This window comes from Cupriavidus agavae, assembly GCF_004217045.1.
In the GTDB taxonomy this organism is placed as follows: domain Bacteria; phylum Pseudomonadota; class Gammaproteobacteria; order Burkholderiales; family Burkholderiaceae; genus Cupriavidus; species Cupriavidus agavae.
The window spans coordinates 1,712,723-1,725,698 of the sequence record NZ_SGXM01000001.1 but is presented as its reverse complement, the minus strand read 5'-3'; the positions used below and the strand labels follow the sequence as shown (position 1 = coordinate 1,725,698).

11 protein-coding genes and 1 tRNA gene are annotated in these 12,976 nt (G+C 64.9%); 8 read left to right on the top strand and 4 right to left on the bottom strand.

Annotation, left to right across the window (positions count from 1 at the left end; all coding sequences use genetic code 11):
- Positions 1 to 53: 53 nt before the first annotated feature.
- Complete coding sequence (locus EV147_RS07770; RefSeq protein ID WP_130390514.1) at positions 54 to 731, bottom strand: tetratricopeptide repeat protein; 678 nt, start codon at positions 729 to 731, stop codon at positions 54 to 56.
- A gap of 218 nt (positions 732 to 949) precedes the next feature.
- Between EV147_RS07770 and cysS the strand changes: the two genes are divergently transcribed.
- From cysS to EV147_RS07735, 7 genes are all read left to right on the top strand, one after another.
- Positions 950 to 2,338 (top strand): cysteine--tRNA ligase, encoded by a 1,389-nt coding sequence (cysS, locus tag EV147_RS07765; RefSeq protein WP_130390513.1) that lies wholly within the window; start codon positions 950 to 952, stop codon positions 2,336 to 2,338.
- Complete coding sequence (locus tag EV147_RS07760; RefSeq protein WP_130390512.1) at positions 2,335 to 3,138, top strand: DNA-3-methyladenine glycosylase family protein; 804 nt, start codon at positions 2,335 to 2,337, stop codon at positions 3,136 to 3,138. The genes cysS and EV147_RS07760 overlap by 4 nt, the downstream gene beginning before the upstream one ends.
- A gap of 132 nt (positions 3,139 to 3,270) precedes the next feature.
- Positions 3,271 to 4,242: an acetyl-CoA carboxylase carboxyltransferase subunit alpha gene (locus EV147_RS07755; protein WP_130390511.1), complete on the top strand. Its 972-nt coding sequence runs from the start codon at positions 3,271 to 3,273 to the stop codon at positions 4,240 to 4,242.
- Positions 4,208 to 5,662 carry a tRNA lysidine(34) synthetase TilS gene (gene tilS / locus EV147_RS07750; protein ID WP_198680186.1) on the top strand — a complete coding sequence of 485 codons (1,455 nt, stop codon included), beginning with the start codon at positions 4,208 to 4,210 and terminating at the stop codon, positions 5,660 to 5,662. Before EV147_RS07755 ends, tilS begins: the two co-directional genes overlap by 35 nt.
- Positions 5,663 to 5,790: 128 nt before the next feature.
- Entirely contained in the window at positions 5,791 to 7,041 is a 1,251-nt protein-coding gene (locus EV147_RS07745; protein WP_130390510.1) for an aspartate kinase, read from the top strand.
- A gap of 136 nt (positions 7,042 to 7,177) precedes the next feature.
- Positions 7,178 to 7,271: transfer RNA gene (locus tag EV147_RS07740), tRNA-Ser, on the top strand.
- Positions 7,272 to 7,384: 113 nt separating this feature from the next.
- Entirely contained in the window at positions 7,385 to 7,729 is a 345-nt protein-coding gene (locus EV147_RS07735) for a DUF6538 domain-containing protein (protein WP_130390509.1), read from the top strand.
- Positions 7,730 to 7,809: 80 nt separating this feature from the next.
- Here the strand turns inward: EV147_RS07735 and EV147_RS07730 are convergent, their stop codons facing one another.
- From EV147_RS07730 to EV147_RS07720, 3 genes are all read right to left on the bottom strand, one after another.
- Complete coding sequence (locus tag EV147_RS07730) at positions 7,810 to 8,616, bottom strand: BPL-N domain-containing protein (protein WP_130390508.1); 807 nt, start codon at positions 8,614 to 8,616, stop codon at positions 7,810 to 7,812.
- 36 nt (positions 8,617 to 8,652) lie between these two features.
- On the bottom strand, positions 8,653 to 9,744 hold the full coding sequence (locus EV147_RS07725; RefSeq protein ID WP_130390507.1) for a porin: 1,092 nt from the start codon (positions 9,742 to 9,744) through the stop codon (positions 8,653 to 8,655).
- Between the two features lie 141 nt (positions 9,745 to 9,885).
- Positions 9,886 to 11,862, bottom strand: coding sequence for an aconitase family protein (locus EV147_RS07720; RefSeq protein WP_130390506.1), 1,977 nt, complete (start codon positions 11,860 to 11,862; stop codon positions 9,886 to 9,888).
- Between the two features lie 108 nt (positions 11,863 to 11,970).
- Here EV147_RS07720 and EV147_RS07715 point away from each other — a divergent pair, with 108 nt between their 5' ends.
- Entirely contained in the window at positions 11,971 to 12,861 is an 891-nt protein-coding gene (locus EV147_RS07715; protein ID WP_130390505.1) for a LysR family transcriptional regulator, read from the top strand.
- The last annotated feature ends 115 nt before the right edge of the window (positions 12,862 to 12,976 follow it).

Sequence of the window (12,976 nt, the reverse complement as noted above, 5' to 3'; positions counted from 1 at the left end):
GGAAAAGCGGTTCAGGCAGTCAAATGCACTGGAAAGAATGCACGGGGTTGAGATTAGCGGGCGGCCGGTGCCTTGCCACGCGGCGCGGCCGGCGCACTGGCCGGGGCCACGGGGGTGGCGCCCGGCGCTGCCGGCGTCGCATCGGTGCCGCGCACCTGGCGCAGCGCCGCGGCGGCGCGGGTATCGGCCGGGTTGCGGCGTACCGCGTCGCCATAGGCCTGCTCGGCCAGGCGGCGGTAGACATCGCCAAGATTGCTGTAGGCGATGGCGTAGTCGGGTTTGGCCTGCAGCGCCAGCAGCAGTTCCGCCTCGGCGCGTTTCAGGTCGCCGCGCTTCGCGTAGAGCAGGGCAAGGTTGTTGTGCGGCTCGGGCAGTTCGGGGAAATCCTGCGCCATCTCGACGAAGGCCTGGACCGATTCGTCGTCGCGGCCGAGCTTGGCCAGGGCCCAGGCGCGCTGGAAGCGGGCCTGGACGTTGCGCGGGTTGCCGGCCAGCACCTTGTCGAACGCCTTGACCGCATCGTCGTAGCGCTTGTCGTTGACGGCCTTCTGGGCGGGCACCATGCCGGGATCGGCCGAATTCACGCCGCTGACGGGCGCCGGGGGCGCCTCCAGCGACAGCGGGCCATTCTGCGCGGCGGCCGGCGCGGCGGCCAGGGCCCCGGCCAGCGCGAGGAGGGTGGCGCCACGGCGGGCAGCGGCAGAATGCAGGAAAGGCAGAGGCGGTCGCATGAAGAGGCGGATCGTGGACGGATCGTGGCGGTTCTTGATATCCGCGGCATTCTAGCAAAGCGGCGCGGCGTGCAGGACGCGGCGCACCGGGGCCGCTGCCGGCGCATGCCGCTTTGGAGGGGCACGCCGGGCCGGCGCCGGGCGGTTCCGGTAAGATATGGGGCCTTGCGCGCCGTGGCGCGCGCATTCCCCCGCCGTCACCCACTCATATCCGCTTCATGCAGCAATTGAACATCTACAACACGCTCGCGCGTGAAAAGCAGCCCTTCGTGCCTATCGAACCCGGCAAGGTCCGCATGTATGTGTGCGGCATGACCGTGTACGACTACTGCCACGTGGGCCATGCGCGCGTGATGGTGGTGTTCGACATGGTGCACCGCTGGCTGCGGGCGGCGGGCTACGACGTTACGTATGTCCAGAACATCACCGACATCGACGACAAGATCATCCGCCGCGCGGCCGAGAACGGCGAGACGATCGGGCAGCTGACCACCCGCTTCATCCAGTACATGCACGAGGATGCCGCCGCGCTGGGCATCATCCGGCCCGACTACGAGCCGCGCGCCACCGAATACGTGCCGCAGATGCTGAACATCATCGAGAAGCTCGAGGCGAAGGGCCTGGCGTACCACGCGCCGGACGGCGACGTGAACTACTCGGTGCGCAAGTTCCCGGGCTACGGCAAGCTGTCGGGCAAGTCGCTGGAAGACCTGCGGGCCGGCGAGCGCGTCAGCGCCAACGATGCCAAGCAGGACCCGCTCGACTTCGTGCTGTGGAAATCCGCCAAGGAGAGCGAGCCGCCCGAGAGCAAGTGGGATTCGAAGTGGGGCAGCGGCCGCCCGGGCTGGCATATAGAGTGCTCGGCCATGAGCTGCACGCTGCTCGGCGAGCATTTCGACATCCACGGCGGCGGCGCGGACCTGCAGTTCCCGCACCACGAGAACGAGATCGCGCAGTCCGAAGGGGCCAGCGGCAAGCCGTTCGTCAACATGTGGATGCACAACGGCTTCGTGCGCGTGAATGACGAGAAGATGTCGAAATCGCTTGGCAACTTCTTCACGATCCGCGATGTGCTCAAGGAGTACGACGCCGAGGTCGTGCGCTTCTTCATCCTGCGCGCGCACTACCGGAGCCCCCTGAACTACAGCGACGCCCACCTGGACGACGCCCGCCACGCGCTGACGCGCCTGTACACGGCGCTCAAGGAAACCCAGCCGGGCGGCTGCGCGGTGGATTGGGAGGAGCCGCACGCGAAGCGCTTCGCCGAGGCGATGAACGACGATTTCAATACGCCGATCGCCGTGTCCGTGCTGTTCGACCTGGCCAGCGAAGTGAACCGTACCGGCTCGGCAGTGGCGGCGCGCCAGCTCAAGGCGCTGGCCGGCACGCTGGGGCTGCTGGAGCGCGATCCGCACACGTTCCTGCAGGGCGGCAGCGTGGCCGGCGCGCTCAGCGGCGAGCAGATCGAGGCGCAGATCGCGGCGCGCAAGGCGGCCAAGGCAGAGCGCAACTTCGCCGAAGCCGACCGCATCCGCGCCGGACTGCTCGACGCCGGCGTGGTACTCGAAGACAAGCCGGGCGGTGCCACCGAGTGGAGGCGTGCTTGAACGCTGCCGCGCGCAAGCCGAAGACCGCCGCCACCGGGCCGGCCCCTGCCGGCAAGGTAGCGGCGCGGCAGGCGCCCAGGGTGCCTGCCGCGAAGGCTGCGAAGCCGGCTGGCACCCGTGCGCGGGCGGAACTGCCCGAGGCGGACGCCGTGCCGCTGCCGGTGGAAACCGTCATCGACGCGGAGCGCCCCGCCTACTGGGACGAGGCCTGCGCGGACCTGATGAAGCGCGACCGCATCCTGCGCAAGATGATTCCGACATATGGCCCCGCTCACCTGGTATCTCGTGGTGATCCTTTCATCACATTGGCGCGGGCCATCGTCGGCCAGCAGATTTCGGTCAAGGCAGCGCAGGCGGTCTGGGACCGGTTGGCCGCACTGTGCCCGCGCCTGACGCCGGCCCAGTTCCTGAAGGCCGGCGTGGCAGACCTGGCGGGCTGTGGGCTGTCGAAACGCAAGGCGGAGTACATCACCGACCTGGCGCAGCATTTCAAGTCGGGCAGTGTCCACGTGGACGAATGGGCCAGCATGGACGACGAGGCCGTGATCGCCGAGCTGATCCAGATCCGCGGTATTGGCCGCTGGACGGCCGAGATGTTCCTGATGTTCAATCTGATGCGGCCCAACGTGTTGCCGCTCGACGATGTCGGGCTGATCAACGCGATCTCGGCCAATTATTTCAGTGGTGAACCCGTCACCCGCAGCGAGGCGCGCGAAGTGGCGGCAAACTGGGAGCCGTGGCGCACGGTGGCTACCTGGTACATGTGGCGCAGCCTCGATCCGCTGCCTGTGACGTATTAGTTACCGGCGGCGCCGAATCGGCGGCAAGGGCGTTGATTCCACGCATAAGTGCATTGAAATCAACATATTGGGGCTCCGACAGCGGAAAATTTTCCGGTAGAATGCGCCCCTTCACAGACTGGTCCGCGTTTTATGAAAACCACCTTCCTGGATTTCGAGCAGCCGATTGCCGAGCTCGAGGCAAAGATCGAAGAACTGCGTTTCGTGCAGGACGATTCGGCTGTCGACATTTCCGAAGAGATTTCGCGGCTGGCCGGAAAGAGCCAGCAGCTGACCAAGGATATCTACGCCAACCTGACCCCGTGGCAGGTTGCGCAGATCGCGCGGCACCCGCAGCGTCCCTACACGCTGGATTACGTGCGCGAGATCTTCACCGATTTCCACGAACTGCATGGCGACCGCGCGTTCGCGGACGACCTGTCGATCGTCGGCGGCCTGGCCCGCTTCAACGGCCAGGCGTGCATGGTGATTGGCCACCAGAAGGGCCGCGACACCAAGGAGCGCGCGCTGCGCAACTTCGGCATGTCGAAGCCCGAGGGTTACCGCAAGGCCAAGCGCCTGATGGAACTGGCCGACAAGTTCGGCCTGCCGATCTTCACGTTCGTCGATACGCCGGGCGCGTTCCCGGGCATCGACGCCGAAGAGCGCGGCCAGTCGGAAGCCATCGGCCATAACCTCTACGTCATGGCCGGCCTGCGCGTGCCGCTGATCGCCACGATCATCGGCGAGGGTGGTTCGGGCGGCGCGCTGGCGATTGCCGTGGGCGACGTCGTGCACATGCTGCAATTCGCCACGTACGCGGTGATCTCGCCGGAAGGCTGCGCGTCGATCCTCTGGAAGACCGCCGAGAAGGCCCCGGAGGCCGCCGAGGCGCTGGGCCTGACCGCGCACCGGTTGAAGGCGCTGGGCCTGATCGACAAGATCGTCAGCGAGCCGCTTGGCGGCGCACACCGCGATACCAAGGGCATGGCCACGATGCTCAAGCGCACGCTGGCCGAATCGCTGCGCCAGTTCCAGGGCATGAGCGTCAAGGAACTGCAGGCGCGCCGGCACGAACGGCTGATGGCATATGGCAAGTTCAAGGAAACCGGCGTCCAGGAGTGAAGTGAACGCTGAGCACTTCCTGACCACGAAGGTCGCACAGGCTCTCCAGGCTGGTGCGGCCTTTGTTGTTTCTGGCGCGCCAGTGACCGTTGCGGTGGCATTGTCCGGCGGGCGCGATTCCGTGGCGCTGCTCCACGCCACGCGCGCGGCGCTGGCCGAGGCGTTTCCGCTGGCGCGGTTGGTCGCGCTGCATGTTCACCACGGGCTGCAGGCCGAGGCGGACGCGTGGAGCGATTTCTGCGCCGAACTGTGCGCCGGCTGGCAGGTGCCGCTGTCCGTGGCGCGGGTGTCGGTGCAGCCGGCCGCCGGCGAGGGCATCGAGTCCGCCGCGCGGCGTGCGCGCTACGCGGCGCTGGGGCGCATGTGCCGCGCGCAGGGCGCCGCGCTGCTGCTGTTCGCCCACCATCGCGACGATCAGGTGGAAACCGTGCTGCTGCGGTTGTTCCGGGGCACCGGAGTGGCCGGCATGGCCGGCATGCCGGCGCGCCGGCCACTCGACGCCGAGGGCGACGTACAACTGCTGCGGCCTTGGCTCGACGTGCCGCGCGCCGGCATCGAGGCATACTGCACGGCCGAGGCGCTGTCCTGGATCGACGATCCCTCCAACGCCGATACGCGCTTCGCGCGCAATGCGCTGCGCGCCCAGCTGCCGTTGCTGCGCCAGGCGTTTGCGGGCCTCGACGGCAATGTAGTGCAGGCCGCCGCCCACTTCGGGCAGGCCGCCGCCATGCTCGATGCGCAGACCGCCGGCACGCTGGCCGGCCTGGTCAGAAGCGGCCGCGACGCCGATACCCTCTCCGAACTCGAACTCCCGGGCCTGCGCGCCTTGCCGCCGGAGCAGGCCGACGCGGTGCTGCGCCACTGGCTGGGCGACCTTGGCACGCAGCCGCCCACCACGGCGCGCCTGGCGGCCATGCGCGCCCAACTGGTGGAGCACGGCGGCGGCGAACCCGCCATCGCGCACGACGGCCTGGTGCTGCGCCGCTTTCGTGACCGCGTGCTGGCCTGCCGCGCCGTGCCGGACGAACCGCCTGCGCCGTTCCGGTTCGGCTGGCGTGGTGAGGCGCGCATCGTCGTGCCGGCCTGGCGGGGGGAACTCCATCTCACGCGCGACGACGATTTCGGTGTGCCGCAGGCCGTGCTGGAGCAGCCGCTGCGGCTGGCAGGGCGTGCGGGCGGCGAACGCATCGTGCTGCGGCCGGGCGGCCCCGCCCGGGCGCTCAAGCAGGCCTACCAGGAGGCGGGCGTCCCGGCGTGGCGGCGGGCGTTCCTGCCGCTGTTGTGGAGCGGGGAGGGGGACGGCGAGGTGCTCGTGCTGGCCGCCGGGCTCGGGATGCAACGGCGCTGGCCGGGCAGCGCCGCCCGCGCGCCGCGCTGGCGGGTGGAGTGGAAGGAACTGCCGCCGTCCGCGTACTTGTGAATAGAACTCACAAGAAAAATCAGAATAATACGGTGTTTTCAGGGTTGTTTCCGGCCTGCCAGCCTTTACTGGCAAGCGTGGATCGTGTATTTTCGACGGTTTGCACAACCGCTGGCGTCGACAAGAAGATGGCTCTCATCGTTCACAAATACGGCGGCACTTCGATGGGTTCCACGGAACGCATCAAGAATGTCGCCAAGCGCGTAGCCAAGTGGCACCGCGCCGGTCACCGCGTAGTCGTGGTGCCTTCGGCCATGTCAGGCGAGACCAATCGCCTGCTTGGCCTTGCCAAGGAAATCTCCGCGCAGCCGGACCCGCGCGAGCTGGACATGCTGGCCTCCACGGGCGAGCAGGCCAGCGTGGCGCTGCTGGCCATCGCCATGCACGGCGAGGGGATCGACGCGGTCAGCTACACGGGCTGGCAGGTGCCGGTGAAGACCGACTCGGCCTATACCAAGGCCCGCATCGAGTCGATCGATGACGAGCGCATCCTCGGCGATCTGGAGCAGGGCAAGGTGGTGGTCATCACCGGCTTCCAGGGCATCGACGAGGACGGCAACATCACGACGCTGGGCCGGGGCGGCTCGGATACCTCGGCCGTGGCCATTGCCGCCGCCATCGAGGCCGACGAGTGCCTGATCTATACCGACGTGGACGGCGTGTACACCACCGACCCGCGCGTGGTCGAGGACGCCCGCCGCCTGGACAAGATCACCTTCGAGGAAATGCTGGAAATGGCCAGCCTGGGCTCCAAGGTGCTGCAGATCCGTTCGGTGGAGTTTGCCGGCAAGTACCGCGTGAAGACCCGCGTGCTGTCGTCGCTGACCGACCCCCTGATGCCGCTCGAGCAGGAAATGCACTCGGGCACGCTGATTACTTTTGAGGAAGATTCTGAAATGGAAGCAGCCGTCATCTCCGGCATCGCCTTCGCCCGCGACGAGGCCAAGATCACCGTGCTCGGCGTGCCGGACAAGCCGGGCATCGCCTACCAGATCCTGGGCCCGATCGCCGATGCCAACATCGACGTCGACATGATCATCCAGAACCAGTCCGTGGACGGCAAGACCGACTTCACGTTCACGGTGCCGCGCGGCGACTACCAGCGCGCGCTGACCATCCTCGGCGATGGCGTGAAGGCCCATATCGGCGCCGCCAGTGTGTCGGGCGACCCGAAGGTGTCGAAGGTCTCGGTGGTGGGCGTGGGCATGCGCTCGCACGTGGGCATCGCCAGCAAGATGTTCCGCACGCTGTCGGAAGAAGGTATCAACATCCAGATGATCTCCACCTCCGAAATCAAGATCTCGGTGCTGATCGACGAGAAGTACATGGAGCTTGCCGTCCGCGCGCTGCACAAGGTGTTCGAACTCGATCAGGCGTGATCGGATTCTGAAGTTTTTCTGGCGGGCGATTGCAGCGATTTTTGTCATGGGTCATCGAAAATCCGTTGACCGGCTGCAACTGTCTCGCTAGAATACGCGCTTCGTTGTGCGGCCTCCCTCGCACAACGCAGGTTTGGGAGACGTGGCCGAGAGGTCGAAGGCACTCCCCTGCTAAGGGAGCATCTGGGCCAAAACCCGGATCGAGGGTTCGAATCCCTCCGTCTCCGCCAGAAGACAGCCCGGCCCCTGCGGGGGCCGGGTTCTGGTTTAGAATCGGGCCACTAAGTCCGTGCCACTGTCCCATCGTCTGTACCAGACGGCGTACCATGGAGAGGTGGCTTCCATGAAATTTCCCTCCTACATCAAAGTCCGCAACGGCAAACCGTATTTCCGGATGGCCCTGCCGACGCACGTGCGTGCCTTTGCTGGCGATGCGGTTCCCAAGGAAATTTGCTTCCGGCTCCGCACCGATTCGATCGGTGAGGCCAACCGCAATGCCGCGGCGTTGGCTGAGTATTTCACCGCCTACTTTGATAACGTGCGCCGCAGATTGCGTCTTGCACACCCACATCCCCTCACCCAGCAGGCAGTCAAGGCCCTGCAGCCGCTGATCGAAGTCACGACGAAGCGTCTTGTGCTATCGCAGGACGACAAGTTGCGCGACCACGATATTGTCCAGGTCAGTTAACTGTTGTCATCCTCTGCGGAGCATCTTCTCAGGCCGGCGACCACGGCGGCGCAGGTTGTCGGAAGATCAGAACTGCATCCTCAAGCATTGAGTACGAGGCCGGCGCGCCTTAGAACCTGTCGAAACACGTTTTGGCGCTGATTGCAGTCAGTCGCGAGCAAGCCGCAAATTTCCTGATGTCTCGCGCTGTCCGGGTGAGCCGCAAGCATTTCAGCGAAATCTTCTGCGGATATCTCCAGGTGCACTCCCGTGAGAACCGCGGTGCCCAGCCCCACTCTGGCGGCGACGATTGCGGGCGCGACCTCGTTGGTGTCGGCATAGGTCGCGAGAACCTCGGTGCCAGCCGGAACAGGTCCGCCGAAGTCAAATCGGCAGCCACCGTGATAGTGGCTGCGAACCACAATGGATTCCGGAGAAAGCGCTTCGGTGGTGCGTAGCCGTACGGCCGCCGCAGTGCCAGGTGTGCCGTCGTACAACTTGCCAGAAGTCAGCTCTGGCAGGGAGCCGACTGCAGCGGCATTGACCAGACGTAGTTCGCGGCTTCCACATATTGCGCCCCGCGTGCCGGCGTGGAAGGCGATCTCGCGACAGGCGTAGTAGGCGCCGGCACAGATTCCGAGATAGTTGCCGCCAGCTTCGATATAAGTTCGAATCCGCGCATTGGGTGCGCCGTTCAGCAACGCGCAATAGGGAAGGTCGGCACCTCCGGGCATGATGAACAATGCGGCATCGTCGAACAGTGTGCTGTCGAAGCGAATATCGTCGGCCACCACCGCGCGGATTTCGTAGCTGCCAGTGGGAAGCTGGTGTGCCACGGCACGCATGAGAACTGCCGTCCAATCCGATGCGCCGGCATCGACATAGGTCAGGATCTGGTTCTTCGGCATACCGCTCCTTACGCTCTCATGCTGGGATGTCGGGCGTCAGAACTTGTGACGCAAGCCGAGCATCACCCCTGTCTGATTGTTACCCGGTGTGATGCTGGTCCCGAAGCCGTTCAGGCCAAGGTTGGAACCGTCCTTGTTCCGAGCATAGCCCACGTTGAGGAACGCGTCGGTGCGCTTGGAGAGCACATAGTTGGCAGACCCGATCAGGCTCCACGGGTCACGGCCCGTGCGTTTGTCGTTGAAGTAATAGCTCGCTGCGGTCAGGCTGAGTGCCGGCAGTATCTGATATTGGTAGCCGAGCCAGTAGACATCGCTGCGCTTCGAAGGCTGCCCTGCCAGCACGCCGATATCCCCGTTCAGCCAGCGATAGCCTGCGAACAGCTTGCCGGTGGTGCCGAACTTGAAACTGCCGGCCACGGCGATGCGACGGTCGCGCTGGCTCGTGTTCTGTCCTGTGATGCCCAACGTGCCTTGTTGCTGGTCGTAGATCGCGGTCATACCAATGGGGCCGGACGAATAGTCAAAGCCGGCGCTGAGCGCCTGGTCGCTCTTCGGGTCGCCGGGCACTTCGCCAGCGAACGACGTCGCGCCGCCGCTTGTGATCGAGGTGCCTCGCGCGAAGCTGTAGAGGGCAATGGCGGTTACAGGTCCGAACTTGCCGGTGTACTTCGCCATGTTGTCGTAGCGGCCGACGAATGACGAATCGACCATCTGCAACGAGTAGCGTGCGCCCAGCACCATCGGGTCATAGTTGATCAGCAGGTCATACAACGCATTCTGTTGCCGGCCGAGCGTGAGCCGGCCCAGACGGTGCTCGAGGCCGACATACGCCTGCCGGCCAAACAGCCGGCCGCCCTGCGATGCTACGCCGGTGTCGATCTCGAAGCCGCTCTCCAGCACATACAGTGCTTTGGTCCCCGCGCCCAGGTCCTCAACGCCGCGCAGGCCCCAACGCGAGCCCGACATGTTGCCCGATGTCAGGCGCGTCAGACTGTTGCCATTGGCGTTGGCATGGTTGAGGTACTCCACGCCAGCATCGGCAACACCGTACAGCGTGACCGAGGACTGTGCGAATGCCAGGGGCGATAGTGCTGCCAATGCAGCGACCGTCATCAGTTTTTCCTTCATGGTCTCCTCCTTGTGTTCTGGTTTGGTATGGTTGTTACGTGCCTTTTGACTGGCACTTCATGCGAATCAGGGCGAACGTTCTCCCGCAGTCCGGAACGGGACTGCGCGGGATAAACCGTGGTGAATCAGTGGATCAGTGATTCAGCGAGTCTGCGCGGGCGTGCGTCGCTGCAAGTCTTCGAAGGACGTCAGCATGCCTGCGATAGCACTCGCCGCGACGGTAGGGGGGCTGGCCAGCCAGACCTTGCCGGGTCCGGAACGGCCCGGGAAGTTGCGGTTGATGGAACTCACGGTGACCTGCTCAGGGCTGGTGGAAGAGCCGGGGCCGCAATTCGCGCATGCGCCGCAGGAGGGCTGGAGGATGCGTGCACCGACCGCATCGAATGCGGTCATATAGCCTTGCTTCTGGCAGTAGTCTCGTACGTCGGTGGTGCCGAACTGAAGGTACAGCGTGACGTGCTCGGGAATGCGCAGTCCACGTTCGGATGCCCACTGGAACACAGCGTGGTATTGGTCGAAGTCCTCGCGCTTGCCAGCGGTGCAGGACCCGCCGTAGGCAATGTCGACCTTTACCGTTTCGTCGAGCTCGCCGATAGGGAGTCCATTGCCGGGATCGCCTGGCCGCGCGATCATCGGAGTCAGGGTGCTGCAATCCACTTCGAGCGTGGAGGCGTAGCGCGCGCCGTCATCGCTGCACATCCATGGTTCCACTTCGAATTCGATCCCGCGCCGTTCGCGAAGAAAGCGCACGGTCTCCGCATCCGGCGCCACGATGCCCGTGAAGCCGCCGAGTTCGGCACACATATTGGTCAGCGTCGCGCGCTCGTCGACACTCATCGCCGATACCACCGGGCCCGTGAACTCGAAGACTTTTCCCACGCCGGCGCCGGATTTGATGGCGGGCTGGGCCAGCAGTTGCAGCACCACGTCCTTGGCGGTCACGCCGGCCTGCAGCGTGCCATCGAGCACCACGCGGATCGATTCCGGCAACGTCATCCGCACCGCACCGGTGACGAACGCATTCGCCATGTCTGTGGTGCCGACACCGAAGGCTACACAACCCAGCGCGCCACTGTGCGGCGTATGCGAGTCGGTGCCGACGACGACCTGTCCTGGTAGCGCGTAGCGCTCGGCCATCATCGCGTGAGAGATGCCTGCGACATTGCTGCCGTCGTCTAGGCGCACTTCCTCGTCAGTCAGCGTGCGGTGAAACGTCAGCCCATAGGTCTTGACGAAGTCGCGCTGCGCGTACCGCATCTGCACGACGTTCTCGACCAGACCGTTGCGCACATGCGCCGGACTCTCCGTCACGTAGGACGTGTGATCCTCGAAGACGACAATATGGTCAGCCTGCTTGAGTTGCACAGGTTTGCCGAAATTGGCATGCAACATGTGTGCACACATGCCCGTGTAGTACTCGTGGATGAATCGCCAGTGCGCCTGCACGAAAATGCCGTCGCCAGGATTCGGATGTGCGGGCGTGACCGGTGTCGACAGTAAGTTGCGCCGGACGATTTTCTCGAACAGCGTTTGCGGTTGTTGGTCGTCAACGGTACCGGCTGGCTGTACGCGCGTGAGGTATTGCTGTCCAAACTTCAGCAGGCCGCCATGCTTGAGGACTGACGCGGCGAGGGCGTCGCGTCCAGCCACGAGATCGTCGACCGGAATCGGCTCGCCCGCTTCCAGGCGTGCCACGAGTCCGAAGTCCGTGGACGTGTAGAGGCCGATATTGTCGGCGTTCTGGCGGTAGATGCGCTCGAAGCTCTTTGCCACGACCAGGCGAATACCGGCGAGCTTCTCGGCAGCCGGACTGTGCTCGCGTGACGAGCCCTTGCCATACCGGTTGCCGGCAACCGTGACGCCGAACTTGCCAATGCGAACCGAATCGGGAACGAAGGGCAGCGTGTCGCCGGCCTTGTAGCCAGTGTAGGGATAGCGTCCGAGCGCATCGTCGTAATGCGTGAGGATAGGGACGGGCGTGATCTCGTCGGTGGAAACGTCGTCGCGTAGCGGCCCTGCAGCAGCCAGTGTCAGATCCTCGCCCGCCAGTTGCTGCGCCATCGCCGTCGACGAGTCGGCCAGATACAAGATACGGCCGGCGGCCTCGAGGACGTTCATGGGGGTGCTCCTGTGGGATTTTGTTGGACTTTACGTCGGTGCGTTCCGCAAGGTGAAGCGCTGATGTAGCATTCCCGGTATCGCAGACCAAGATAGCGGGTATACCCTTTGCATCGCATCGACCCTGTCAGCATCCAGCTCTTTCTCACGGTGGCGCGGGAAGGTTCCATCAAGCGCGCGGCGGAACTGGAACACATCGCGCAGTCGGCGCTGAGCCGCCGCATCGCGGATTTGGAGCGGAGTCTCGGGGTGACCCTCTTCGTGCGCTCGACCACTGGCGTGGTGCTGACCAACGCGGGCGAACGGGCGCTGGAACTGGGCCGCAAACTCAATGCGGACATCGTCTCCTTTGCACGCGAAGTACAGGATCTTGGCGAACAGGTGGGCGGCGTAGTGCGGCTGGCGGCCAGCCCCTCGGCGATCATCGGCTTCCTGCCGGAGCGGCTGCACCGTTTCAAGCAAGCCTATCCGCATGTCGGGATCGCGTTGTTCGAGCGTTCGACGGCAGAGTGCATCCGCGCTTGTCTTGACGATGCCGCCGATGTGGGGATCGGGGTTGCGACGAGTGGCGTGCCCGGCCTGGAGTCGTGGCCGTTTGCTGTCGATCCGCTCAACGTGGTGGTGCCGAACGAACATCCGCTGTCGAACCGCGAACGTCTGCGCTTTGTCGAAGTGCTCGACCATCCCCTCGTGGTCGTTCAGGCCGGTGGTGCGCTGGCGAAGGAGCTTGGCGAACAGGCGACGAATCTGCGCAAGCCTTTCAACCAGAGCGTCACCGTTTCCAGCTTCGAGGCCGCCTGCCGTATGGTTGAGGCAGGCCTGGGCATCGCCGTGCTGCCGGCAAGCGCGAGCGCTGCCTATGCCGGGACCGAGCGTTTCATGCGCATTCCTTTGCACGAGGCATGGAGCAGCAGGCACCTCCTCGTCTACTCGCCATACAAGACGCCGCGCCTGCGCGCGGTGACTGCGCTGATCGACACCCTTAGACAGGAAGGTTAGGGAAACTACGCTATGCCTGAGTGCGATAGCCGGTGCCCCGGAATAGCACTCTTCTGACGCAGGCCGTCGCACTACACTCCGTCCAACCAGATGTCGCCCACGGAGGCGGTGTCAC

Bases quoted from the DNA above. Each gene is read 5' to 3' on its own strand.
- EV147_RS07730 (WP_130390508.1), bottom strand. From the start codon at position 8,616: ATGCCGAAGAACCAGATCCTGACCTATGTCGATGCCGGCGCATCGGAT.
- EV147_RS07735 (WP_130390509.1), top strand. From the start codon at position 7,385: ATGAAATTTCCCTCCTACATCAAAGTCCGCAACGGCAAACCGTATTTC.
- EV147_RS07770 (WP_130390514.1), bottom strand. From the start codon at position 731: ATGCGACCGCCTCTGCCTTTCCTGCATTCTGCCGCTGCCCGCCGTGGC.
- tilS (WP_198680186.1), top strand. From the start codon at position 4,208: ATGGCAAGTTCAAGGAAACCGGCGTCCAGGAGTGAAGTGAACGCTGAG.
- EV147_RS07725 (WP_130390507.1), bottom strand. From the start codon at position 9,744: ATGAAGGAAAAACTGATGACGGTCGCTGCATTGGCAGCACTATCGCCC.
- cysS (WP_130390513.1), top strand. From the start codon at position 950: ATGCAGCAATTGAACATCTACAACACGCTCGCGCGTGAAAAGCAGCCC.
- EV147_RS07720 (WP_130390506.1), bottom strand. From the start codon at position 11,862: ATGAACGTCCTCGAGGCCGCCGGCCGTATCTTGTATCTGGCCGACTCG.
- EV147_RS07745 (WP_130390510.1), top strand. From the start codon at position 5,791: ATGGCTCTCATCGTTCACAAATACGGCGGCACTTCGATGGGTTCCACG.
- EV147_RS07755 (WP_130390511.1), top strand. From the start codon at position 3,271: ATGAAAACCACCTTCCTGGATTTCGAGCAGCCGATTGCCGAGCTCGAG.